The sequence below is a fragment of the Desulfatibacillum alkenivorans DSM 16219 genome, from assembly GCF_900142135.1.
Classification (GTDB): Bacteria; Desulfobacterota; Desulfobacteria; order Desulfobacterales; family Desulfatibacillaceae; genus Desulfatibacillum; species Desulfatibacillum alkenivorans.
Genome location: NZ_FQZU01000015.1, coordinates 74255 through 99178, shown reverse-complemented (window position 1 = coordinate 99178; position 24924 = coordinate 74255). Strand labels below are relative to the sequence as shown.

Annotated in this window: 24 protein-coding genes; 10 read left to right on the top strand and 14 right to left on the bottom strand. The window is 55.3% G+C overall.

The features are described 5' to 3' along the window. Positions 1–264 precede the first annotated feature (264 nt). Positions 265–1077, top strand: a complete 813-nt coding sequence (locus BUE18_RS13490) for an enoyl-CoA hydratase/isomerase family protein (RefSeq protein WP_073476536.1) — start codon at positions 265–267, stop codon at positions 1075–1077. Between the two features lie 107 nt (positions 1078–1184). Here the strand turns inward: BUE18_RS13490 and BUE18_RS13485 are convergent, their stop codons facing one another. Further along, complete coding sequence (locus BUE18_RS13485) at positions 1185–1634, bottom strand: universal stress protein (RefSeq protein ID WP_073476535.1); 450 nt, start codon at positions 1632–1634, stop codon at positions 1185–1187. 486 nt (positions 1635–2120) lie between these two features. On the opposite strand from BUE18_RS13485, the gene BUE18_RS13480 reads away from it, so the two are divergent. After that, positions 2121–2594: a universal stress protein gene (locus BUE18_RS13480; RefSeq protein ID WP_073476533.1), complete on the top strand. Its 474-nt coding sequence runs from the start codon at positions 2121–2123 to the stop codon at positions 2592–2594. A 354-nt stretch (positions 2595–2948) separates the two neighbouring features. Here BUE18_RS13480 and BUE18_RS13475 read toward each other — a convergent pair whose 3' ends face one another. The 4 genes from BUE18_RS13475 to BUE18_RS13460 all read right to left on the bottom strand — a co-directional run bounded on the left by BUE18_RS13475 (position 2949) and on the right by BUE18_RS13460 (position 4738). Next, positions 2949–3236, bottom strand: a complete 288-nt coding sequence (locus tag BUE18_RS13475; RefSeq protein WP_073476531.1) for an integration host factor subunit alpha — start codon at positions 3234–3236, stop codon at positions 2949–2951. Positions 3237–3247: 11 nt separating this feature from the next. After that, entirely contained in the window at positions 3248–3430 is a 183-nt protein-coding gene (locus BUE18_RS13470) for a hypothetical protein (protein WP_073476530.1), read from the bottom strand. A gap of 28 nt (positions 3431–3458) precedes the next feature. Continuing rightward, positions 3459–3803, bottom strand: coding sequence for a hypothetical protein (locus BUE18_RS13465; protein WP_073476528.1), 345 nt, complete (start codon positions 3801–3803; stop codon positions 3459–3461). Positions 3804–3973: 170 nt separating this feature from the next. Then, on the bottom strand, positions 3974–4738 hold the full coding sequence (locus BUE18_RS13460) for a beta/alpha barrel domain-containing protein (RefSeq protein ID WP_073476526.1): 765 nt from the start codon (positions 4736–4738) through the stop codon (positions 3974–3976). A 246-nt stretch (positions 4739–4984) separates the two neighbouring features. Here BUE18_RS13460 and guaA point away from each other — a divergent pair, with 246 nt between their 5' ends. Together guaA and BUE18_RS13450 are read left to right on the top strand one after the other, a co-directional pair. Beyond that, positions 4985–6514, top strand: a complete 1530-nt coding sequence (guaA, locus tag BUE18_RS13455) for a glutamine-hydrolyzing GMP synthase (protein ID WP_073476574.1) — start codon at positions 4985–4987, stop codon at positions 6512–6514. Positions 6515–6530: 16 nt separating this feature from the next. Beyond that, complete coding sequence (locus BUE18_RS13450; protein ID WP_073476525.1) at positions 6531–7577, top strand: hypothetical protein; 1047 nt, start codon at positions 6531–6533, stop codon at positions 7575–7577. Between the two features lie 65 nt (positions 7578–7642). On the opposite strand, the gene kdsB is transcribed toward BUE18_RS13450, so the two are convergent. Continuing rightward, a complete protein-coding gene (gene kdsB / locus BUE18_RS13445; RefSeq protein ID WP_073476523.1) occupies positions 7643–8380 on the bottom strand; it encodes a 3-deoxy-manno-octulosonate cytidylyltransferase in 738 nt (245 codons plus the stop codon). Between the two features lie 213 nt (positions 8381–8593). Between kdsB and larB the strand changes: the two genes are divergently transcribed. Together larB and BUE18_RS13435 are read left to right on the top strand one after the other, a co-directional pair. Then, positions 8594–9364 (top strand): nickel pincer cofactor biosynthesis protein LarB, encoded by a 771-nt coding sequence (gene larB, locus BUE18_RS13440; RefSeq protein ID WP_073476521.1) that lies wholly within the window; start codon positions 8594–8596, stop codon positions 9362–9364. A gap of 362 nt (positions 9365–9726) precedes the next feature. Then, positions 9727–10212, top strand: coding sequence for a helix-turn-helix transcriptional regulator (locus tag BUE18_RS13435; protein ID WP_073476519.1), 486 nt, complete (start codon positions 9727–9729; stop codon positions 10210–10212). 24 nt (positions 10213–10236) lie between these two features. Here the strand turns inward: BUE18_RS13435 and BUE18_RS13430 are convergent, their stop codons facing one another. The 8 genes from BUE18_RS13430 to BUE18_RS13395 all read right to left on the bottom strand — a co-directional run bounded on the left by BUE18_RS13430 (position 10237) and on the right by BUE18_RS13395 (position 21439). After that, positions 10237–10752: a hypothetical protein gene (locus BUE18_RS13430; RefSeq protein ID WP_073476518.1), complete on the bottom strand. Its 516-nt coding sequence runs from the start codon at positions 10750–10752 to the stop codon at positions 10237–10239. Between the two features lie 101 nt (positions 10753–10853). Further along, positions 10854–11054 (bottom strand): 30S ribosomal protein S21, encoded by a 201-nt coding sequence (gene rpsU, locus BUE18_RS13425; protein WP_012609259.1) that lies wholly within the window; start codon positions 11052–11054, stop codon positions 10854–10856. A gap of 262 nt (positions 11055–11316) precedes the next feature. Next, on the bottom strand, positions 11317–11844 hold the full coding sequence (locus BUE18_RS13420) for a hypothetical protein (protein ID WP_170868363.1): 528 nt from the start codon (positions 11842–11844) through the stop codon (positions 11317–11319). A 184-nt stretch (positions 11845–12028) separates the two neighbouring features. Next, entirely contained in the window at positions 12029–15472 is a 3444-nt protein-coding gene (locus BUE18_RS13415) for a PAS domain S-box protein (RefSeq protein ID WP_073476514.1), read from the bottom strand. Positions 15473–16127: 655 nt separating this feature from the next. Next, a complete protein-coding gene (locus BUE18_RS13410; RefSeq protein WP_073476513.1) occupies positions 16128–17948 on the bottom strand; it encodes an acyl-CoA dehydrogenase in 1821 nt (606 codons plus the stop codon). Between the two features lie 120 nt (positions 17949–18068). Then, positions 18069–19220: an NAD(P)H-dependent flavin oxidoreductase gene (locus tag BUE18_RS13405; RefSeq protein ID WP_073476511.1), complete on the bottom strand. Its 1152-nt coding sequence runs from the start codon at positions 19218–19220 to the stop codon at positions 18069–18071. A 20-nt stretch (positions 19221–19240) separates the two neighbouring features. Next, positions 19241–20743, bottom strand: coding sequence for an acetyl-CoA acetyltransferase (locus BUE18_RS13400; protein WP_073476509.1), 1503 nt, complete (start codon positions 20741–20743; stop codon positions 19241–19243). A gap of 30 nt (positions 20744–20773) precedes the next feature. Beyond that, a complete protein-coding gene (locus tag BUE18_RS13395; protein WP_073476507.1) occupies positions 20774–21439 on the bottom strand; it encodes a TetR/AcrR family transcriptional regulator in 666 nt (221 codons plus the stop codon). 274 nt (positions 21440–21713) lie between these two features. Between BUE18_RS13395 and BUE18_RS13390 the strand changes: the two genes are divergently transcribed. The 4 genes from BUE18_RS13390 (at position 21714) to BUE18_RS13375 (ending at position 24907) form a co-directional block, all read left to right on the top strand. Then, positions 21714–22757, top strand: coding sequence for a TRAP transporter substrate-binding protein (locus BUE18_RS13390; RefSeq protein ID WP_073476572.1), 1044 nt, complete (start codon positions 21714–21716; stop codon positions 22755–22757). A gap of 105 nt (positions 22758–22862) precedes the next feature. After that, positions 22863–23477 (top strand): flavodoxin family protein, encoded by a 615-nt coding sequence (locus BUE18_RS13385; RefSeq protein ID WP_073476505.1) that lies wholly within the window; start codon positions 22863–22865, stop codon positions 23475–23477. 98 nt (positions 23478–23575) lie between these two features. After that, complete coding sequence (locus BUE18_RS13380; protein ID WP_073476504.1) at positions 23576–24286, top strand: histidine phosphatase family protein; 711 nt, start codon at positions 23576–23578, stop codon at positions 24284–24286. Positions 24287–24364: 78 nt separating this feature from the next. Continuing rightward, complete coding sequence (locus BUE18_RS13375) at positions 24365–24907, top strand: type I restriction enzyme HsdR N-terminal domain-containing protein (RefSeq protein WP_073476502.1); 543 nt, start codon at positions 24365–24367, stop codon at positions 24905–24907. The last annotated feature ends 17 nt before the right edge of the window (positions 24908–24924 follow it).

Sequence of the window (24924 nt, the reverse complement as noted above, 5' to 3'; positions counted from 1 at the left end):
ACCCAACCTGCCATCTTTATTAATAAAACATAGGTTGGGCAGGGCATGGAAATGCACGTTGAAGGCCTATTAACTGCATCTTGCGGAATTGGATTAAAGTGACTTTTTCCTTCCCGCGAAACCCAACAAGATAGCATCTCAGGCCGTAATAGCCTCCCTACACGGTCCATAGGGAGTAAAGGTCCGGCCGCGATTACAGGCTTTTCGCATTCGATACCAACTTAATTGAGCAACCCAATTCAAAACAAACGCCCAGGAGGAATGATGGACTACAAATACTTTGATGTATCCATAGAAAAGAACATCGCCTTTTGCACCTTCAAAAACCCTCCGCGGCATACCATCACGGCGGACGGCGTGTTCGAGTTTCAGCGCCTTCTGGCGGATCTGGAAGCCATGGATGACCTCATGGTTTTTATGCTAACGGGCGGAAATGAACGGTTTTTCATCGCCCATTATGAAGTGGGCGAGTTGGCGTCCCTGTCCGAAGGCAGGCAAAAGACAAAAGAAACGGCGCAAGACAAGCCCCAAAAACTCTATCCCTTCAACCGCCTGAACCTGGCCCTGGAGCAAAGCCGCCTCATCACCATTGCGGCCATGAACGGACAGGCCCACGGGGGCGGGCTGGAAATCGCCCTGTCCTGCGATTTTCGCCTGGCCGGCAAGGGAAAGCACACCTACGGCCTGCCGGAAACCAACGTGGGCATCATTCCCGGCGCAGGGGGAACCCAGCGTCTGGCGCGCTTGCTGGGCGTCGCCAAAGCCATGGATCTGATTCTTCACGGCAAGGTGTATTCCCCAGAGGAGGCCTATGATCTGGGCGTGGTTCACCGGTTATATGAAAAAGAGACTTTTGTGGAAGAAGCCAAGGCCTTCGCAAGAAAAATAGCCTCCCGCTCGCCCGTAGCCCTGTCCCTGGCGAAAAAGGCCATCCGCCAGGGCGTATTGGAAACGGACTTTGAAAAGGCCCTGCTTATTGAGCAAAACGGCCTGGACGCGGCCCTCAAGTCGGAAGACGCAGGCGGCGCCATGAGCGCCTGGCTTAAGGGCGAAAAGTACCATTGGAAAGGGCGGTGACGCCCGGTGCAGGCATCCCGCCCTTGGCGGTTTTCATTATATGCAGCGCCCCGCCGGCAGGCGCTGCTTAGGGCGGCTGCTATTGGCGGGCCGTCCTCATGCGTCGGCTAATCGGGATTGACGACCAGCACTGGAACCGATGAAGAGCGCACCAGTTTTTCCGCCACGCTTCCCATCAAAAGGCGATCCATCCCCTTGCGCGCACGGGAAGGCATGACGATCAGGTCAATGTCATTTTCATTGGCGTAGGCAATGATTTCTTCCACGGGGTTTCCGATTTTCATTACCTTTATGAAATTTGGGCATTGGTCCATTTGCTCGTCGCAGAACCTTTCAAAAGTCTTTTCTGCGCTTTTGAAAATCTGATCCTTCCAACTGGACAGGGTGGGCGCAGGGACGTATCCGAATCCGGATTGCCCCAGTTTTTCCACCACATGGAAAAAATGCACCTGCGCCCCGTATTTTTCAGTCAGGGAATACACCCATGGCAAAGCGGAAACCGAGGTGGATGAAAAATCCGTGGGGAACAATATATTCTTGACATTCTTGATATTCATAGCGCCTCCTTTCCCTTTAATCCTTGTTAATTCCTAACGGCCTATTACCTACTATAAGACCGGGAGCCTTGATGTCAAAGAATAACCTGCTCTAATCCTAAGCAAAATCACCGTCTATCCTTGACGGGAGCCGTTGTGCGGCTTGTTTCACCATGAAGCATTTATTCCTTTTTGACAGGAATCCGCGCCGTGCGGCATCCCCCCCACCGCCAAAAGGCGTCCTCGAGAAATGCACGATTTCTCCGCTTAATTCCCAACAGCCGTTAACCGTAAAAATATGAGCGGTTAATTGCATTTACGACGCGGTGTCCGAGCCAAATCGTGCGCTTTAGATCATTATTGCGATCAAATGCGCCTTTACAGCCCGCGCTTTCCTGCTTACATTTAATTTGACCATATGGAACAGCTTGCATCATAATTAACGAGCAACGCCTTTTGGAAGGACTAAAGTGCGGAGGCGGAACTAAGCGCAAAAGGAGGAGTATTATGGCAAATTCCATTCTGATAGCCCTGGACGACTCGGAAAACGCACAAAAGGCCCTGGAGTATGTGGCCAACAACATGAACCCCTCGGCAAAGGTCGCCATCATAACCATCCTGCCCAAGGTTTCGACCGCCTGCGGCATGGACAGTCCGTCCCTCACTCCCTTATTCAATAGAAACAGCCAGGTTTTTTGCAACATGGAAGACGCCAAAAGGGAACGCATGAAGGAGTACGTGGGAGAGGCGGAAAAATGCCTGATCGCCGCCGGATTTTCGCCGGACAACATAACCACCCGGGTGGAGGAGCAGCGTTTCGGCGTCGCCCGGGACATCCTTCAGGAAATCAAGGAAGGAAAATACGACACCGTGGTGCTTGGCAGGCGCGGCTTGTCCGGGGTTAAGGAGTTTTTTTCCGGCAGCGTAACCACCAAGGTGCTTCAGGGGGCTTCGGGAGTCACGGTCATTGTTGTGGACTGACTTTGCCGGCCGGCCGTTTTGGGGAGGACGGATTTTCAAAGGCGCAGATTGAAGGGCGTTAAACTCAGATGCCTCTGTAGTATGGTAATAAATATTATAGAATTTAGGCAGATAAGACCAATGAACATACTGGCCGGGTGTAGAAGTTTGTCACAACAAAAAGGATGAGGGGATTTTCCGCCGCATCAGGAAAAAATCCTAAAGAAAAGGCTTGGAGCCGGGTTCTGATCCCGCATCAAGGCATTGGCATCATTCGGGAATCTTTGAAGAGGAAAAAATATACCGAATGGCCGCTCGTTTTTTCGCCAAGGACAAAAAAAACGCGTCCCTTTGAGACAAAGGGACGCGCAGTCTTTATTCCTGGGAATCGTTGATCAGATCGCGCAATTTTCCGGAGCACTTGAAGGTGACGACCTTGCGTTCCCGCAGCATAAGGTCTCTGCCGGTCGCCGGGTTGCGGCCCCTTCTTTGGTCTTTTTGCTTGATGCAGAATTTGCCAAAGCCGGAGATCAACACGTCGTCGCCCTGTTCGAGCGAATCCTTGATAATCTCGATCAATTGCTCAACCACATCCACGGATTCTTTTTTGGTGAATCCCATATCATAGATCTTTTCCACGATGTCACACTTGGTCAACGCCATAGATCCTCCAATTACTCTCCAACCGTGGCGGCGCCGGCGCCCGGTATTGAACGTCCCTCAGTTTCTGACGATTTATCTTCTTTTTTATTAAGCAAGCCGTGTTTTTCCAGTCTCTGGACGACTTGATTGACAGACTCCATAATCTCGTCAATTTCGGCCTTTATTTCCAGGTCCTCCAACTCCTTGTCCTGCAATCCTTACCTCCATGGAACGATCCGGCGCTTAGTCCGGATAGGCGCCGTGATGAAATATATGGTCAAAATAGTGTTCCAAATATTCCAAGGAGTCTCCGCTGGGAGTATCCTTGTCTTCCTCCGCCGCCGCCTCCTGCTGGTTTTTTGCAAATTCCAGCCACCATTCCTTGCATGCCTGGTGCATGACCTTTTTTAAAATGGCGGGCGCAATGCCAAGCTCCTCGTTCTGTTCCAGGAATCTGGCCGCACCGTCTATGACAACGCGCAGGTTTAGAATAAAATCCGAGTCATCCAGGGTTCCCGCTACATAGCGTTCCTGGAATTCACTCAGAATGCACCTCAGCACCCCTTCGATTCCATCAATGCAGTTCATGGCTGTATGATTTACATCCAGTTAGTTTCGGGACCCACCCGTTATCAACGGCTGACTCCAAGCAAGTTAAAGGTATTAAAAACAATTGTCAAGACTTAGAGGCCAACTATCGACGCGACCCTTATATTTTGAGTTCCATGTATGGAACGTCCCCACATATTTCCCAAACATCAACCTGTGATTTTACGGTCCGCCCTGGCCGTCTCCTCCACCAGCATTTTGACCTTGGCCGGATCTTTTTTAAAACGGATGGGCGCGCCGTTTTCATCCACGGCGTTAGTCCGGGTGCAGGAATCCACGCCTGCAGGCCGTACGCGCAAAACGCCCTCATAGGCGTTTTTCGGGGAAATCCCTCCGGCCAGAATGACTGGAACGCCCGATTGTTTCACAAGCTCCGCGGCTATATCCCAATCGCATATCAGGCCGGTGATTCCTATGTAGCCCTGGACCGGGTCCGTTGGGTCGTTATCCTGGCCGTCCCCCAGCCAGGTGTCCGTTAAAAAAACATCGCTCAGGGGCTCCAACTCCCTGGCCAACTCCAATGTGGGGACCACATGGCCCCTGCCCGGCCGGGCTATGGGAATGGAACGCATGATTTTTATGTTGGAAAAAGCGCTGCGCACTTTTTTTTGCAGGTCAATCATGGGCGCTAAATCCAGGGGAACGCCTTGGGAGTCTGTCAGAGTGTCGCAAAAATGCGCCAGGTCCGGTTGATAAAAGTCAAGAACCTCCAGAACCAACTCCGGTTCCGAAAACAAGGGAATCAGGCTCGTCACAAGCCCCTCCTCCCGGGCGGCGGCCATGGCTTCCGTCAGGGAGTCCTGTTTCCAGTTTTCACGGGAAGTGAGCACCGAGCCTACGGTATTCACGCCCAAACGGGCCATTTCACGGGCTTCCCCGGCTTCTTGTATTTCGTAAATCTGGACGGTCGTCATAGGCGCTTTCTCCTCCGTGTTTCCCATGGGGCCAAATTGCGGTTGACTTTTCGGCGGCTTATACCATAATCACGAGAAAAGAAAAGGCGGCGGCGCCGATTTATTTATTTTGCGGATTACCGCCCCATGGCCGAAAGCAATGTTCCCAGGCTAGAAAAACGCCTTTGGCCCAACGCCTTAACCCTTCAACCCAACCGGATGCTGGCGGACAAAAGCCGTGCGACAAATCAAACCGGGAGAAACTCAATGATCATAATTATAGACTTCGGATCCCAATACAACCAGTTAATAGCCCGCCGGGTGAGAGAGCACAAGGTGTACTGCCAAATAGAGCCGCCAAGCCTGACCGTGGAAAGAGTCAAGTCCCTGGCGCCGGACGGCATCATTCTGTCCGGCGGGCCGGCCAGCATCTATTCCGAAAACAGCCCGAAAATCGACCCGGAACTCTTGAACCTGGGCGTCCCGGTTCTGGGCATTTGCTACGGCCTGCAATTCATGGTGCACACTCAGGGCGGCAAGGTGGAAAGGGCGGACAAGCGGGAGTACGGCTTGGCCATGTTCCATCCCAAAGAAGCGGCCGGCCTGTTTGAAGGCGTGCCCGAATCCACGGAATGCTGGATGAGCCATGGGGATTCCATCAAGGAGCTGCCCGAGGGATTCGTCATCACCGGGTCCACGGACAACACCAAGGTTGCGGCCATCGCCCATAAAGAGAAAAAACTGTTCGGGCTGCAGTTTCACCCGGAAGTCACCCACACGCCCAAGGGCAAACGCATGCTGAAAAATTTTCTTTTCAACGTGTGCGCATGCAAACGCAACTGGACCATGAAATCCTTTGTGAAGGAAGCCGTGGAGGAGATCAAGGAGACCGCCGGGGACGACAAGGTGATCCTGGGCCTGTCCGGCGGCGTGGACTCCTCGGTGGCGGCCGTGCTCATTCACAAGGCCATCGGCAAGAACCTGCATCCCATATTTGTGGATAACGGCCTTTTGAGAAAAGGCGAAGCCGACCGCCTCAAAGAGGTCTTCACCCAAAACCTGAACATGAAGGTCCGCTACGCCAAGGCCTCGCGCAAATTCCTGTCCGGCCTTAAAGGGGTTACGGACCCGGAAAAGAAACGCAAGATCATCGGCAAGGTCTTTATGGACGTGTTCGAGGAGGAGGCCAAAAAGATCAAGGGCGCCAAATTCCTCGCCCAGGGCACCCTGTACCCGGACATCATCGAGTCCGTGTCCGCCTTTGGCGGCCCTTCCGCGGTGATCAAAAGCCACCACAACGTGGGCGGGCTGCCCAAAAAAATGAAGCTCAAGCTCATTGAGCCCCTCAAGTATCTGTTCAAGGACGAAGTGAGGCTTTTGGGCGAGGAGCTGGGCCTGCCCGGCGACATGGTCTGGCGGCAGCCCTTCCCCGGCCCCGGCCTGGCCATCCGCGTCATCGGCGAGGTCACGGCCAAAAGGCTCAGCATCCTGCGCGAAGTGGACGCCCTGATTATAGAAGAGATCAGGAAGAACGATTACTACCGCAAGCTGTGGCAATCCTTCGGCGTGCTGCTGCCCATCAAGAGCGTAGGCGTCATGGGGGATCAGCGCACTTACGAAAATATCATCGCCATCCGCGCGGTCACAAGCACGGACGCCATGACCGCTGACTGGGCCAGGCTGCCCCATGACATGCTGGCAGTCATGTCCAATAGAATCATCAACGAAATAAACGGAGTCAACCGGGTGGTCTACGACATCAGCTCCAAGCCGCCCAGCACCATCGAATGGGAGTAACGCCAGGAGACGAGCCATGCCATTTGAAACCGGGTTCGGCCAGGACGACGGCCTGGGCAAGGAAGAAAAGGAATTCGAAAACATCTATGGAGAAGAGCTCACCATAGAGCGTTTTCAAAAAATGGAGCGCCGCATCACGGTCCAGTGGGTGATCCTGCTGGCTTTGGTGGTTGCTTTGGCCTCGTTCATGGCGGTGAACTTCACCCAGCGCCTGACCACGATCGCAGACAAGGGCGACGTCAAGGTGGAAGGCCTGACCAAGGACGTCAACCAAAAGGTGGAAGCCCTCATGAAGGAGTTGGACGGCGCCGAAGACGAATTGCAGGAAAAAATCGCGTCGGTGTCCCAACAGGCGGGCGAGGTGCAAGGCCTGTTGGATCAAGCCACCAAAAGCATCCAGGCTTCCAAGGTGGATCGGAGCGAAGTCCAAAAGCTCCTTAAGGAAGAACGGGAATATACGGATAAAGCCGTTCATGACGCCCGGGTGAAAACCGACAATTTTAAAGCCGCTGTTTTGGCGGCCATGGACGAGGAGCTCAAGAAACTGGAAAAGGGCTTGAAAAGCGACGACGAGGCCCAGTCCAAAAAAGTCGCCGCCCTGGCCAAATCCATTGAAGCAACCAAGCGGGAGCTGGAGGATCAGGAAGACGCCCTGACGACCTTCAGGACGGACCTTGGCGCCTTTTCCGAGGACGTATTCGCCGTCAAAAAGGACAGCGCCAAAACCGCCGCGGACATCAAAACTCTCAAGGAGGATGTCCAGGCCTTGCGCAAAGAGCAGGAAGCCGTCCTGGGCGCCACCAAGTCGGAAATGGAAAAATCCGTGGAGCGCAAGCTGGAATATTTTGAGAAGAGACTTACGGCTTTAGAGAGTGCAATGAAAGCCTCAAAAGCTGCTCAGACTTCCTCCACAGCAAAGCCCCCGGCTACGACTCCTCCGGCCGCGCCCGGCGCCGCAAAATCAACCACAGAGGAAAAACCCGCGCCCTCCGCGCCGCCTCGCACGGTCCCCGTGCCTTTGCCCGGAGACGGCGATTTTATGGAGCAGGATTTAGGCAATTAAGCGAAAGCATTGAAGCTGCAAGGCCGGCGGCGGGAGCTAAACCAAGCATCCGCCGCCGGTTTTTTTTATTCGTCTTTCAAAAGCGCTTCGATGCGGGCGATGTCTTCAGGCAGGTCAACTTCGGGGGAGTCATAGGCGGTCACCACGGCCTTGATGCCCAGGCCGTATTCCAAAGCCCGAAGCTGCTCCAGCTTTTCTATCTTTTCCAAATGGCCCTCCGGCAAAGAGCAGAACTCCGCCAGAAAATCCATGGTGTAGGCGTACACGCCCAAATGCTTGTAAGTGTCGAACTCCATGTTTCCGTCCCGGTCGTGGGGAATGGTGGCCCGGGAAAAATACAAGGCCCAGCCGTCCTGGTCGAACACCATTTTAACGTCCTTGGGATCGGTCAATTCCCGTTCGTTTACGATGGCGAAGGCCAGGGTGGTCATGCCGGTTCCGGGGTCGCCGATCAAAGGGGCCGTCACCTCGTCGATGCACTCGGGGGCGAACACGGGCTGATCGCCCTGGACGTTCACCACAATATCCGACCCGGTCAGGCCCAAAGTGCGCCCGGCCTCAAACACCCGGTCCGTGCCCGACCGGCAGGCGTCCGAGGTCATGACCGCCTGGCCGCCGAATTTTTCCACGGCGGAGACAATGCGTTCGTCGTCCGTGGCCACGGCCACGCCCGTCACGCTGGAGGCCGCAGCCGCCCGTTCGTAAACCCTTTGGATCATGGGTTTGCCGGCAATCAGGGCCAGGGGCTTGGCCTCAAACCGGGTGGACCCGTACCTGGCCGGAATTATAACAACAACTTTCATGGGCGGCTCCCTGTATGGAAAAAATCGTGCATATTTATTCTTATCCGATCGTTAAACTTCGGTTGACTCCCGACGGGGTATCTCTATAGCATAATCCTGCGTCCAAGGCCAAAGACCGCTTATCAAAAACCGTTTGTTTGTGTTAACGTGGAGTGATGATTATTACGTTGCACCATAAACCCCCCGGAAAAAAAATAGAATAGGCTTTAGGTAATGAATCCCGACTTTTTAAAAAAAATACTGGATGGGGTCGCCGCCGGAGACACTCCGGTGGAGCAGGCCATGGACAAACTGCGCCACTTTTCCCACGAAGACCTGGGCTTCGCCCATGTGGATCACCACCGGGGCTTGAGAAAAGGCTTTCCCGAGGTGATTTTCGGCCAGGGCAAGACCGCGGAGCAGATTTGCGGGATCATGGAAAAAATGGCGGCCCAGGACGATGTGATCCTGGTTACTCGGGTGGACCAAGAAAAGGCCCATGCAGTTTTAAAGGCCTTTCCCGAGGCCGAATACCACGCCCAGCCCCGGATGATCATGCACGCCCCCAACCCCATCCGGGAAAAAGGCCGGGGGGAGATTGTGGTGCTTTCGGCCGGAACCTCCGACATCCCCGTGGCCATGGAAGCCGTGCTGACGGCCAGGGCTATGGGCAACAGGGTCCGCAATATCTTTGACGTGGGCGTGGCGGGCCTGCATAGGTTGTACGCGCATCGGGAAATCCTGGACCAGGCTGCGGTGCTGGTGGTCGTGGCCGGCATGGAAGGCGCCCTGCCCAGCGTGGTGGCGGGGCTGGTTCCCAGGCCGGTCATCGCCGTGCCGACCAGCGTGGGGTACGGCACCAGCTTCGGCGGCCTGACCGCGCTGTTATCCATGCTGAACAGCTGCGCCTCCAACGTGGCGGTGGTAAACATAGACAACGGCTTTGGCGCGGGATACATGGCCTCCATGATCAATATGGATATGGAAGGAGAGGCCGCCAAGTAAGAACAAAGAAGCATGCTTAAACCACGAACGCCGTTTTCTTACACTGACGGCCGCTTTTTGAAATATCCATCGGCATGCCAATAAGCCCGGGCGTCCTGCGCCCGGGCTTTTTTTATGGAATCGCCCCTGTTCCGGCCGTGGTAATCGATGTTATTTTTCCGTCAAAAAAAAAATGACAAGAAAATATACCGTGTGTTAGAAAATTATGACAGAGGTTCAAATATCCAGTTTTTTCAGTCCGCCGTGCAGCGGCGCTGCCTCCAGCGCTCTGATACGCGGCGTTTCTTCAATGTTTGTTCGCCAGCCCGTAGATCGACCGGTAAACGCGCTGATATTGTTTAACAAGTCCAGGAGGAATTCCCATGGCTGATAAGCCAACTGTTGCATCGCTGGAAAAAAAGATACGAGAATTGGAAATAAGAAACGGGGAGTTGGAAGAGACTAACAAGGCTTTGCGAACGCTTATCGAGCAAACCCGCATGGCGTCCCAGGATTTTCAACAGCGCGTAGTGGCCAACGTAGAAGACCTGGTCATGGTGTACGTGGCCAGGCTGCAGGACACGAACCTGGACGTGGATCAAAGCATCTTTGTGAACGTGATTGAGCAGAACTTATCGGAAATCGTAGCGCCTTTCATGCGGCGCATCGGAAGCCAGCACGCCAATCTTACGCCTCGGGAGATTGAGGTGGCCAACCTGGTCAGGATGGGGGTGAAAAGCAAAGACATCGCCAAACTGCTGAAGATATCCAAGCGGGCGGTGGAGTTTCACAGAGACAGCTTGCGTAAAAAACTGGGGCTTAAGAAAACCAAAAAGAACCTGAGAGCCTATCTGGCTTCCTTGGGATAAAAGACGCCGGCTTGCTCCGTTAACCTATTTGAATCCGGGGCAGGCCGACAGGTTTTGGATAAAATCTTTCAATGCGGAAGTAAAGGCGGATTTGACCAAGTCTCCGGTTCCGGTTCTGCCCGCGCCTTCGCAAATTCCTTCCCAGACGACCTTGCCGGAAGAAGCGTCCGTGAACACGGCCTGCGCCTGGATAATGCATTTAAGCATGCCTTGGGCGAAACCCACCAATACGTTAAAGTCGAGAGACTGAATTTTTAAGCAGAGATTCAACTCCGCCCGCCCCGGCGATTTTGCATTGCCTGCAATCTCAAAGGCCTGGGAAGCTGCTTGATGCAGAATATCGGCCACCGGGCGATCGCTCATGTAAGCGCCCAGGGAGGGCCCGCCTCCCTGGCGGATTTTTTTCATGACATGGCAGGGGTCTTCCTTCCGCAGGTCTTTGGTTTCTGTCAGACTCACGGATTTCGCCGTGGACAGAGCCCCAGGCGCAATAATGTCTGATGGAATCTGATAATCCCCCCAGACAGTGTTCATTGCCATGTCAATCCTCCTGCTCAATTCGGCTGGTGCGGGCGGCGCCATTGAATCAAACGGCGCCCCGCCCGAGCCGCCCAGCAAGGCTGTGTAAAAGCGCGGTCCTGTTAACGGCGCCTTTGATTAGCCCGAAGTTCAATCCTGCGCCTTCTTTTAGCGGCTTTCGCCCTTTTACGGCGTTTTTTCACACTGGGTTTTTCGTAAAAGCGTTTTTCTTTGAGCTGGGTGAGGACGCCTTCCTTGCGGAGCATCTTTTTAAGGACCTTAACGGCTCTTTCCAGTTGATTGTCTTGAACTGTAACCTGCAAATTGTACCTCCTTATATTTCAGGCTTTCGGGTTTAGATTCCCGTCTGCGCTCATAATTGCAAAAAAACTTCATCCTCTGCCGATCATTTCGGCCTTCGTTCCTTGGTTTCGGGGCAGCAAAAAAACCGTAAAGACTCGAAAAAACAGCCTTTACGGTCCGCACCCAATAATTTGCGCGTTGGCCCGCAACAAAACGAACGGCCATACTCCTAGGCGGAGCATCCGCCTTGGTAGCATAACATCAACCGCTACGCAACCTTTTTTATAATTTAGCCATGCAGCCTAATTTTCTGGCCAGCTTGCCCATGGCCACAACCCGCCGCCGCATAGCCGGAACATTTTGCAGTTCCAGTTCCCCTCCCGCCTTTTCCGCCGAAAAAACAGCGGTAAGAAGCTCTTTTTCCATATGCACGGCCTCAAAACCCTCCATATTCGCCAGGGCTTTAAAGGAGTCCAAAGACGCCCCAAAGGCTTGGGGGTCGCCGTTTTCAATGTCGTCCGGGGTGAAGGTCCAGACAACCTGGGAATCCACGGGAATTTCAATCTTGGCGGACACAATTCCTTTAAACCGCTTGCCCGGAACGAACCTGAAACGCATATAATAAGCGCCGCACATCCCCTCCACAAAGGGCGGATACACGCCGCGCACCTTGGCGCCAAAGTCGAAAATCCCCCCCATGGAACTGAGCCTGGCGCTTAACGGCTTACGCAAACGCAGTATAAACCCACAGGCCGCAATAAGGACGACCGCCAAAACAATTATAATCAAACTCAATATTTTCAGAGACATATATACCAAGCCCTTTCAAGGCTTCTTATGCTTCATAATGTAGTAGCGTTGTTTACACCATACCAAATCGATTCCAATGACGCCAACAAAAACTTAATACATGACGCCCCGTTCGCAACGCATTCTTGCTTAAGGGCGCCACAAGCCTTGATTGACGGGTTGAAAGAAATCATTCTTGGGGAAATTATTTTTCATCAAGAATTTTTCGGATTTTTTCGGCCAGCCCTTTGCCGGAAAAGGGCTTCTGGATGAACTGCACCCCTTCGTCCAGCACCCCTCTATGGGCGATGACGTTGTCCGTGTAGCCGGACATATAAAGCACTTTCAAAGCCGGCAGCATTTCCAGGGCTTTGGTATAAAGCTGCCTTCCGTTCATTTCTGGCATGACCACGTCCGTGAGAAGCAGGTGGATGGGCTCCTTGCCGGACTTAATGATCTCCAGGGCCTCGGCGCTGCCTTTCGCTGCAAGGGTTTTGTAGCCTCTTCGCTTTAGGATGGTTCCGGCAAGATGCAGGACGTTTGCATTATCCTCCACCAACAGGATTGTTTCGTCCCCGTTCAGCTTGATGACAGCCTTTTTTTCAGGCTCGTCCGCAGGACGGCTTTCTTCCGCAACCGGCAGGTAAATCTTGAACGTGGCGCCCTGCCCTTCCTCGCTGTACAGCCAGATGCTCCCCCCGTGCTGCTTGACGATTCCATATACCGTAGCAAGTCCCAGGCCGGTGCCGCGTTTTCCTTTGGTGGAGAAAAAAGGTTCAAACGCCCTTTCCCGGGCAGCCTGATCCATGCCCTGGCCGGTGTCGCTGATGACCAGGGCCGCATACCGTCCCGGCTGAACTTCGGAATGCAGTTTGGCGTAGTCAGCATCCAGATCCGCCATGCCGGTTTCCAGAGTCAGCACCCCGCCGTTGGGCATGGCGTCGGCCGCATTCACCGCCAGGTTCATAATCACTTGTTCCATCTGCCCTGCATCGGCCATGACCGGCAAAACCTTCTCTGAAGAAACCACCTTGATCTCAATATCTTCCGGAATAGTGCGGCGTAATAGATTTTTAAACGCCCCAAGGGTTTGTGAGATATCCAATGGCTTGAACTCAAGGGTCTGCTTCCGGCTGAAAGCCAAAAGCTGGCGCACCAGGTTTCTCGCTCTCAAGCCTGCGCCGAGGATTTCTTCCACCGCCTCCCGCTTGGGGTCATCCGGCTCCAGGTCGTCGGATAAGATCTCGCCGAAACCGATGATGGGGGAAAGCAGGTTGTTCAAGTCGTGGGCCACGCCGCCCGCAAGGCGTCCTACGGACTCCAGTTTCTGCGACTGTGAAAGCTGCTCCTGCAGTTGCTCCTTTTCCTTTTCCATGTTTTTCCGCGCCGAGATATCGCGTAAAATCACATGAGTCGCCATGGCGTCTCCCATGGGAAAGGCGGAGGTCAGAACTTCCACGTCCACGGGCTTGCCGTCCATCCGAAGCACCTGCATTTCGGCAAGCGGCAGGGGGCGGCCCTCCGCATCCAGGATGTCCCTCCTTTTTGCTGCCAGAGCCCGGAACTCGGGGGCGACCAGATCGAGAATGGGCTTGCCCACAATGTCCTCATCCTTTTGTGCGCCGAAAAGACTCAGGCAGGCCTGATTTACCAGGGAAACCTCGCCGTCCAGAGCGGCGAACACTGCGTCCGGAGAGTGCATGAACAGGCTGCGGTAACGGTTCTCACTGTCTTGCAGGACTTGCTCAGCCATCTTGCTTTCCGTAATGTCTTCAACCATGGCGATGAAGTATTCCACCGCCCCGGCGCTGTTTCTCACAGCCGTAACCGCCGTTCGTCCCCAGACCATGTCTCCGTTCTTATGCAGATAGCGCTTTTCCATGATTTTGCGATCGTACTCGCCCGCAGCGATGCTTTTAATAAGCCGCTGGCTAGCCTCCCTTTCATCCGGATGGGTCCATTCAAGAAAAGAACGCGAGCAAATTTCCTCTTCCGTATAGCCCACCAGCTCACGCAGGGCCTTGTTGGAGCGTATTGGAAATCCGTTGGGCGCCGCCATAATGATGCCTATGGGCGACTGCTCAAACAGGGTTCTGAAACGGCTCTCGCTCTCTTTCAGCGAATGCTCCGCCCATTTCTTTTCCGTCACGTCAATGGAAAGGACGAAAATCCCCTCCGGAACAGGCTGAATGCTCAATTCAAACCACCGTTTCGACCCGTTTCCGTAATAAAACTCGTTCTCCACCTGATGGGAGACGCGATTGATCATGCCGTCCTGCATCAGGGCGAAAATTTGGGTCTGCTCTATTCCCGGATACAGTTCCAGCATGCTTTTTCCGGTCATATCCTCCTTGTGCATGCGTCCGTGGTTGGCGGCTGCGTCGTTCAGGTAAATATAGGACCAATCAAAACCGATAATCTGGCAGCCTTCCAGCATGTTGTCCAGGGTGGCGCGAAACCGTTTCTCGCGCTCTATTATCTCGCCCTCCGCCTTCTTTCTGTCCGATATGTCCCGCAAAAAATTGAGCGTGGCCGGCTTGCCTTCCCATTCTATGGGGGTGACGCTCAACTCCACCCAGCGAATCTCGCCGGAAGCATGGACCAGCCGGAAGGAATAGCTGGAAGGCGGAGCCTCGCCCCGCAACCGTTGTGCATGCCTTTCCGTCACCAGGGCCTGGTCTTCGGGATGAATGAAGTCCTCCATGTCCCTGGCCAGCAGGCCCTGGGCGTCCACGCCGGTGAGTTCCCCCGCCTTGGCGTTCACAAACTTAATCACGCCCTTCTGCACAATGTAGATGGCTTCGCCGGCGTTTTCCACAAGCGCCCGATACTTGGCCTCGCTTTCCCGCAGAGAGCTTTCCGCCTGCTTTTGTTCCGTTATGTCATTAAAAACCTGAACCCGCGACTTGGAACCGTTCTCACTTTTTAAAGGAATGTCATAAACCTCGTAATGGCGGTCTTTTTCCGGGGAGCGCCATTCCATTCTGCAAAACTCTTCCTGGAACGCCGTCCCGGTCCTGCACGCCGGGCACAAGCCCGGCATGTCTTCAAAATATTGATGGCACAGCAAGACGCCGGGGTCCCCGAATTCCGTTCTGATTTTTGCGTTGACGAATTCGATCCGCCTGCTTTCGTCCACCACGCAAACGCCGTAGGGAAACTTCTCCAAAACATCTTCAAACCTTTTGCGTTCCGCGAGAACGGCCTGAGCCGCCAGCTTCCGCTCAGTGACGTCTTCGCCGACAGCCTGGTAGATCTCCGCCTCGCCGTTGGAGTTGAAAAAGGCCCTGTTGGTCCACCTCTGCCAACGGACGGACCCGTCCGCGGCGATCACCTGATGCTCGTGAGACATGGTAGGGTTCTCTCGCGTGAGAGCATGAATATTTTCCAGAACCGCCTCCCTGTCCGGCTCAGGAAGAAGCAAAAGAAAGGAGGAGCCCACAAGCTCGGCATAAGCCTTGTTAAATGAAGTGCAGTAGGCCTGATTGACGTGAACAATCTCGCCGTCAGGCAAAAAAGTGCATATCAACCCTGGAGCATGGTCCATTAATAGCCGCCAGCGGCTTTCGCTCTCCCGCAATCGGCTATTGTCGCGCTGCAAAGAAAGGACCCGCTTTTCCAGCTCTTCATAAGAGGGTTTATGAGACATGGTCACCTATTTACAGGGCTGCATGCCGCCCTTTATTCTGCTCGTTCCGGGCTTGACGACAAAAAAGCGAAGGATAAGCAAATAATGGCAAATGACAGATCTAACGCCGCTATGTTTGTGTGATTTTGTACATATGGTATCGAATTATCTTTTTCCAGTAAAGAAAAACATGGTTTCTTTTTTATGGCGAATCAGTTTATTGCCTATCTAAAATTGCACAGATTGGCAGAGTGAAGGTCGCATGTAATCCCTGAAAAACCCTGGAAACGCCGCTCCCGGGAAGGGTGCGGCCCTGCCTTTTGCAGGGGATGAGTCTCCGATCCCACCAGCCCACCAGCGCGCCCCATAAAGAACCATCAACGTAAAGATGGCCGGCGGGCGAATGGCGTTGATGGAATTCCTGTTTTTGTTCGGTTTTGAATGGATCACTCGTCCGCACGATATTTTGGGTTTCAATTGTCAAGCAGGCCGCACCTACTGCGCTGACGCGCCCAGGCAGCAAACTGCGCCGCCGCGGCCGCCCTGTCATTGAAGGCGGATTCGTCAACCTGGGGCTCAAACGTCAAACGTAGATTTGACCCCATTCAAACAAAAAGGGCGGCTCCTTTTTTTAAAAAAGGAACCGCCCCTGTTGTATCGCTCTATGGATTGGGAATTAGATTCCGTATCCGTCGTCCGGCATTTCAATGGCCGCCTTGCTGGTGTTGAAAATGGCGTTCATCTTGCCCTGAGTGATGGGCAGCAGGCTCTGGATGAAGAATTCGGCGGTCTTGATCTGGCCCGTGTAGAAGGCCTCGTCCTTTTTCTTGACCTTGCCGGCCAGTTTTTCCACGGCCACGGAGGCGCGCCACAGGAGCATCCATGCCATGATCACGTCGCCCATGACATAGAGGAAAGGCAGGGCGTGGGCGAAGGCTGCCTTAAAATCCGGAGACATGGCGGTTTTGCCCAGATGCATGGCCGTCTCGCCCAGACGGTTGAGAGCGGCTTCCAGATCCCCGGCCAGGCCCTTGAGCTCTTCCTGTCCCTTGACCTTGGCGATGGTCTTGCCCACTTCGCCCATGAAAGCCATGAAGACCTTGCCTTTTTCCATGCCCAGCTTGCGGCCCAAAAGGTCCATGGCCTGGATGCCGCTGGTGCCTTCGTAGATGGAGGTGATCTTGCAGTCGCGGGCGTACTGCTCGGCCAGGAAGTCCTGGCAAAAACCCACGCCGCCGTACACCTGGATGCCCTGAACGCAGACTTCGTAGCCCAGGTCGGACAGGTAGGCCTTGATCAGGGGCGTCATGAGTTCGAACAGGCCGTTGTTGAGCTTCCGTTCCTCTTCGTCCTCGGCCATGGCCGCCTTGGTGGCGACGAGGGAGGTGTATTGAAAAAAACTGCGGAAACCGCTCACGTAGGACTTCATCCACAACAGGTTGCGGCGGACGTCCGGGTGGTTGATGATGGCGACCGGAGGAGCCCCGTGGTTGGCCATGTCGTCTATGCTGCGGCCCTGGATCCTGTCCCTGGCGTAGTTGAGGGCGTCCAGGTAGGAGGCGGAGGCGTAAGCCATGGCCTGGAGGCCGGTGGCCATGCGGGCGTGGTTCATCATGTTGAACATGACCTTCATGCCTTCGCGTTCCTTGCCCAGCAGAAAGCCGATGCACTTGCCCTTGGAGCCCATGGACATCTGGCAGGTGGCGCTGGCCTTGATGCCGTGCTTGTGCTCCACGCCGGTGCAAAGGATGTCGTTGCGGTCGCCCAGGGAGCCGTCGGGATTCACAAAGAACTTGGGCACGATAAAAATGGAGATGCCTTTGGTTCCCGGAGGATCTCCTTCAATGCGGGCCAGGACCGGATGGATGATGTTTTCGCACAGGTCGTGTTCGCCGTTGGTGATGAAGATCTTGTTGCCCGTGAGGGAGTAGGTGCCGTCATCGTTCTTCACGGCGGTGGTGGTGAGCGCGCCCACGTCGGTTCCCGCGTCGGGCTCGGTCAGCAGCATGGTGCCGCCCCATTCGCCGGTGGTGATTTTGGGAATGTACAGGTCCTTTTGCTCCTGGGTGCCGTACTTCTCGATCATGTCCGAGGTTCCGTTGCCCATGGTGGCGTAGGAATAGCAGGCCCAACTGGCTGCCATGAACATTTCAGCCGTGGCCGAAGAGATGAACGCGGGAGCGCCCTGGCCGCCCATTTCAGGATCTACGCCCAGGTTCTGCCATTCGCCTTCCAGCAGCAGTTCGTGGGGACGATGAAAGCTGTCCGGAACCTTGACTTCATTATTATCATAGCGTACGCCCTGCCTGTCGCCTTCCTGCATGGTGGGCAGGAGTTCCTTCACCGCCAAGGCCTTGGCTTCGTTCAGGATCATATCGCAGGTCTTTTTATTGAATTCCTTGTAGGCGTCGTACTTTTTGAGGATTTCGCCTTCGCAATCCAGTTGCTCCCACAGGACAAAGTCCAGGTCTCTTCTGTCAACCAATTGTTGAGCCATTTTTAGTTACTTCCTTTCCTATATGTTGGGGGGTGATCGGCAAACACAACTCGTTTACGGATTATACATATGTGTAAAATGTTTACCGGCTTTTAACAATAGTTTTCTTGATTTTTCCTCCTATGCGGTTTTGACCGTGGAAGGCAGCTTGCGGGAAAGTATATCCGCCGCCTGCTCCACCATGTCTTCCACAACCTGCGCCGCGGGCTTGATTTCGTGAATCAGCCCGGAAACCTGGCCTGCAAAGCCGCCCACGTGGTCATCGTGGCCGGAGCGGATGAGCCCGCCCAAAAGGGCGGAGGCCAGAAGCACCTGGAAGGGAAAGGGAAGCGCTTCCAGGCCGGAGGAGTCCCACAGTTCATGGAACCGGGTTACATTGGCCCGGGAGGTTTTTCCCGTATACAGCTTGCTGACCCGGGTGCCTTCGTCCGTGGATTCCACAATGCGCTGCTTGCAAAGATCCATGGCGCCGCCCTCGTTGGTGGCCAAAAAACGGGTTCCCACCCACACGCCGATGCATCCCATGGCCAGGGCGGCCGCCAGGCCGCGTCCGTCGCCCACGCCGCCCGCGGCGAGAACCGGAACGGGATAGGCGGCGTCTATGGCTTGCGGCAGCAAAGCGAATGTGCCCACCCGTCCGGTATGTCCTCCGCCTTCATGGCCCTGGGCGGCGATTAAATCCACGCCGGACTTGGAAACCCGGCCGGCGTTTTTTGCATTGCCCACCACGCCCAGGACTTTCATGCCCCTGGCGTGGGCTTCGTCCACCATCCATCCCGGATCGCCCAAACCTGCTGCGAACAGGGGGACCCTTTCCTCAATGCAGATGGCCACGGCTTCCTTGGGATTCATGGTGGTGGTGTCGTTATTCACCATCAAATCCTCCAGGGCGGGGAAACCCATTTCCTTTTCCACTTTTCGGAACCAGTCCAGATGTTCTTTCGGCAAAAATTCGATCACCTGGGCCAGGGTGAGGTTTTCCTTTCCCCCGGTCATGGTTCCTCCGGGCAAATTCTTCGGCAGCAAAAGGTCCACGCCGAAAGGCTTGCCGGTTTGCGCCTTGATTTCCCGGATAGCTTCCTGCAGGCCGTCCAAAGTGAATCCGGCGCCGCCCAGGACCCCCAGGCCTCCCGCCTCGGAAACAGCAACCACAAGTTCCACGGGCGCGCCGTTGGGTTCGCCGATCAGGGTCGGCCCCATGCCTGCGCTTAAGATGGGATAGTCGATGTTCAGCATGTCGCACAACGGCGTCCGCAGCACTCTTTTTGCCATGATAAATCCTCCTTTGATGTTCACAGTTCAGGAACAAACATATTGCAGCCGGAGTTTGGGTCGAATCGGACCGCTCCGGCGCCCCCCACAAGTTCTTTGTTGCGGAATTGTCCAAGTAAGGCAGGCCCGGCGTCCAGGACGGCCAGGGTTTTTCTCCCGTCTTCCAGAGTTCCCAAAACCAGGCCTTTTTCCGGAACGCCCTCCCGGGTGTTGCGCACAATGCATCCATCCACGACAAGCCTCCCCGCCGCCTCCTTGACAGGCTCGGGCAGGGCTGCGGACAAAATCGATTCCTGAATTGCCGAGTCGTCCCGCGACCATCCTTCAGGGGATGGCTCGCGGCCGTAGACTCCTAGGGAGTGCCGCGTATTAAAGCCGCCATTTGCGGCGACCATCACGTTGTCCGGCTTTCCCGTCCTGATTTGCGCCGTCGCCTCGGCTATGGCGTGCATGGAGTAGTTTCCCATAGGGCCGCCGAAAAAGGGCAGCCCGCCCGTCAGGGTCAGAGGCCTGGGGTCTTCCAAGTCCAGGCCAAGGGCTTCCATGGCGATTTCCACCATGGAGGGAAAGCAGGAGTATAGATCAAAAGCCCGGATTTGGGAAACACCCAATCCCGCCTGGTCCAGGGCCAGTTGGACGCAATGCTCCAAGGCCGGAGAGTCGTTCAGTTTGGGGCGTTGGGTCACGTACCTGATATTGTTCAAGTCCGCGCCTCCCATGGGGTAGACCCATTGGGAGGAATTCACTCCCATCCTTTTTGCGGTTTCCTCGCTGGTCATTACCACTGCGGCCGCCATATCCACGTTCATGGCCGCGCACATCCGCCGCGTGTACGGTTCACAGGCCGCAGGATTGTCCGGTCCGGGGGCCGCTATTTCGTCGGCGGAATACTTGCGCCTGTTCCATGCCAGGGGATTTTTTGCAGCCACGGCGGAAAACTTTTCGAACAAACGCCCCAGGGAGGCCTGATGCTCTTTGAGATCCCGGCCTTTGGCGGCCCTGATTGCAGTTTCGAACAAGGCGTACATATTGACCGGAATCATGAGTTGATGGCTGTTTTCCAGGCTGTTGGTTCCCAGGTCCGGGCTGGCGCCGCCGCCTATGATTTCCGGGTTCTCTCTGGCCGGCCAATCCAATTTTACGGCGCCCTTGTAGGATTGCCTGACCGAGTGCTGGGCCTCGGCCCCGGCCATGAGCACGGCCCGGCTTTCGCCGGAGGCTATGCGCCGGGCCGCCTGATTGACGAACCATTGGGGAACGTGCCCGCTCAGGATTCCGTAATGGGTGTGGGAAGGCTTAAGGCCTAAATTGGCGCTCAAAAGGCCGGGGGCGTCCTTATACCCCCAACTGAGGATATTGGAAACCCAGACGCAATCCACCAATAGGGCGAGGGCCGGCGGCCCCGCGTCCGCAAGAGCGGCCCGGGCGGCTTCGGCCATCAGCCTCATGGGATCCAGAGGCTTTTCCAATCCGGGAAATTGTGTGAGTTGAGAGATTCCCACTATCACGGGGACATGGGGCATCCTGACCTCCTGGAGCGCGAGTCCCCCGCCTTATCCGGCCTTCAAAGCCTTTTCGCCCGGCGCAGTATAGGCCGGCTGCCTGGACCCCGCCATGGCCCGCAATATGCCCACCGTGGCCTTGGTGATCGCGTCCACATAGGCGTCCCGGTCCGGATTCGGGTCGTTGAGATACACGGAAAGCATGTGAACGCACATTCCAAAAACCGCCTGAGCCCCCAGTTTGGCGTCAAGGGGCTTGAGGCGTCCCAGCCTGACGGCCGCCTCCAGGTCCTGCGCCTGATCCCTCAGATACAATTCCTGGTCCTTTTTCACGATTTTCCGGATGGGCTGGGGCAGCTTGTCGGTTTCCAGCAGCAGCCACACCCACAGGGAACGGTGCTCCGTGGCGAAATCCACCAGCGCTGAAATGGCCTGATGCGTCCGCTCCTCCAGGGAAACGTCCGGGGGCAGGTTGCGCACCTTGCGGAAATACCGCCGCAGGGTCATGCTGCCGTTGTCCAGAACCTGGGTGAACAAGTCCGCCTTGTCATTGAAATGATGATAAAAGGAACCCACCGAGGCTCCGGCCCGTTCGGTGATTTGCTTGACCGAAGCGCCTTCAAAGCCATGGGCTGCGAAAAGCTCGGTGGCCGCCTCCAACAGACTGATTCTGGTGTACTCGCCTCTGATTTGTTTTTTTCTTGTTTTTCCCGCCATATTCCACCTTTTAGAATTAGGATTCTATTTGTAACCCGGACCATGGAATTTGTCAACACCCTGTTTTCAAGCCTCTTTCAAGATTCTTCAATTCTCTTGAACCGGCCCGGACGTAGATTCAAGAATGAGAGTTATAATTTGAATCGGCCGGATTCGGTTCCGGGCGCCCCCGGAAAAAATTGAACCTGGTTCAGGAACATTGACAAAAATCAGGGTTTTTATTAAAAGAAAACTGCAGCCCAAAAGATTCCAACCTGGCCTTGAAGGATACATTATGCATTATGTGAAAATCGCCGTGCTCGCGGCCCTAGTGGCGGCCCTGTCTTTTCTCGCCCCTTTCAATTACGCCTGTGCAGGCGATTCCCAAACGCCCCTGAAGCGCTACAAGCTGGCCACCATCGCGCCCAAGGGCGTGGGATGGGCGGTTCATTACGAAAACCTGGTCCTGCCGGTGGTGCGGGAGCTGGCCGGAGACGACTTTGACGTCAAGGTCTTCTGGGGAGGGGCCATGGGAGATGATGAGGAAATCCTCAATAAAATGCGCAAAGGGTTTCTCCAGGGCGCGGGGCTGAGCGGCCAGGGAGCCACTCAGGCCTGCCCGGCCATGAGTGTGGTGGAGCTTCCCTTTTTGTTCGATAACTACGACGAGGTGGACTACGTTAAAGAAAAAATGACCCCGGTGTTTGAAGCATTGTTCCGCCAAAACGGGTTTTATCTTTTCGCCTGGTGCGACCAGGATTTCGACATCATCATCTCCAAAGGCGTTTCGTTCACCCGGCTGGAAGATTTTAAAGACGTCCGTTTTATGACGTGGTACGGCCCCCTGGAAGAAAAACTGCTCACCAACCTGGGAGCTGACCTGGTCCCCCTGGACATCCCGGAGATCGCCCCGGCCGCCCAAACGGGAAAATACGAAGCCGCCATCGGACCGGCCGCCTTTGTGCTGGGCGCCCAGATGCACAACGTGGTGCGCAATATCAATCCCTGCAAAATCCGCTACTCCCCTTCCGTGGATCTGCTGACCAACGCGGCGTGGGACGCTGTCCCCCAGGCCACCAAGGAAAGCTATTTTAAAAGGAGGGAGGCCCTGATGAAAAAATTCAACGCCAAGGTCAGAGAGGACAACGAAAGGTCCTTGCAAGCCTTGTACACCTACGGCATGAAAAAGGATGAATTTTCGCCCTCGGAATTAAGGCGCATCAAGGCTGCAACAAGGCATATCGGAACCGACCTGGCGGGCAAGCTGTACTCTCGGGCCCTGTTGGACGAATTGCTGCAGCATCTTGAGGACTACAGGGCGGCGCACGGCGAACAATAACGCCCGGCAAAAAAACTGAGCGATTGCTCTTTTTTTTCGTTCCTGGTATGATTCCTCCTGACTTGTGGAAGGCAGCCCCTTAACTTTCAAGATCAGGAGACGATCATGCCCCTGCATCCCCAATCCAAAATCCTGTTAGTGGGAGGAAGCCCCCGCCCCAACGGAAACACCGACGCCCTGCTGCAGACCGCAGCCCAGGGCGCGGAGGCCCAGGGCGTTCCCTGCACTATCGTTCATCTGCGGGATTACCAGTTCTCGCCTTGCGTGGGGTGCGAGAAATGCCGCAAGGACAAGGCGTGCACCAAGCTCATGGACGGCATGCAGCTCTTGTATCCCCTCATAGAGGAATGCCAAGGGATCATCCTGGCCTCGCCCACCCATCACTACAACGTCACCGCCTGGATGAAGGCCTTTATCGATCGTTTATACTGCTATTACGACTTCACCAACGACAGGCCCAGAGGATGGTCCAGCCGCCTGGCGGGCCAGGGCCGTTGCGCCGCGGTAATGGCCGTGTGCGAGCAGGAGGATATTCGGGACATGGGTTTTACCCTGGAGGCCATGGAAATGCCCTTGCAAGCGCTTCTGGGGCGCCAGACGGCGGCCCGGGTGAGCGCCTTGCTGCATTTCAGCAAGGGAGCGGTAAAAAAGGATCAACAAGCCATGGACGCGGCGTTTGAGGCGGGCAAGGCGGTCGCCCAACACGTTGCGCCGGGCTGATTTACAGGGGTTTATTCATGAAAACTACGAGGCGGTGCGGCGGGAGGGGCCGGCGGCCCCGGATGATCATTCTTTGACTAATCAGGAGCATTCGTTAAATGAGCGTTATTTATTTGATCCGGCACGGCCAGGCTTCATTTGGGGAAGACAATTACGACAAACTTTCCGATCTGGGCGTGCGCCAATCTGAAATTGTGGCCCAGCGGCTGGCCGACCACGGCGTAAAGTTCGACTCCGTCATCACCGGGACCCTCCAACGGCAAATCCATACGGCCCAGGCCTTATATGACGCTTACGATAAAAAAGGGCTGGAATTGCCTGAACGCAAAACCATGCCCGAGTTCAACGAATACCCTTCGGACGAAGTGCTGCTGGGCTATCTGCCCAGGCTGGAAGCCAGGGAGCCTTCCCTGGCCGAGCATTTCGACAAAATCTACACCGACCGGCGCTCCTTTCAATTGGTTTTTGAGAAGGCCATGCAAACCTGGGCTTCGGGCCAGGACGACGTTCCCGGCATCACCCCCTGGCTGGAATTCACGGCCACGGTGAACAAGGGCCTGGACGCCATCATGGCGAGCCACGGCTCCGGGACCAACGTGGCGGTTTTTTCCTCGGGAGGCCCCATATCCGTCGCCTTGCAGCGCACCATGCATCTTTCCCATGAGCGGACCATGGAGGTTTCGTGGCAGGTCATGAACGCCTCCATCACCCGTTTGAAGTTCAGCGGAAACCGGATCAACCTGTACGCCTTCAACCAGTTCGGGCATTTGGAAGCGGTGAAGGACAAAACCGTGCTTACCTATCGTTAAGCCCCATATTTTGCCTTGCACCTTGCGCCTCCGAGATTTGTGCCGCATATTATACCTAAGCAAATCAGGAGGCGACTTATGACTGACGCGCATCATTACGTATTTGGAGAAACCGAGGATTTTTTGACCGGCGAGGTGTTGACCGACACCCACGACGAACGGTACCGGCAGAAGATCGCCCGCATCCTGGTGGAGGAAAAAGGCTACGCCAAGGAGGACGTCCGGCCTCGTCTGGACCTCATGGCCCAGGCCGGGGAAAACCGCCGCCAATTGATGGTGGATTTCGCCGTCAGCGCCGATGGCAGGACGGCCATGATCATCCGGTACGCCCCGGGATCTTTGGTCACCCGCCACAGGCCTTGCATAGCCGCCGCCCGCCTTTTGGAGCCGTATCAGGTTCCTTTTGTGGTAGTGACCAACGGAGAGGACGCCCAGGTGTTGGACGTGAAGACCGGCAAGGTCATCGCCGAAGGCCTGGACTCCATCCCGGATAAAGCCGCCCTGGAGGAGCTTGCCAGGGACGCCGCCTTCGACCCCATAGACGACAAACGCCGGGAAATGGAATCCCGGATTATTTACACCTATGAGGCGGTCGGCGCATGCAATTGCGACATCTGCTGACCTTTACCCTCTCCCGG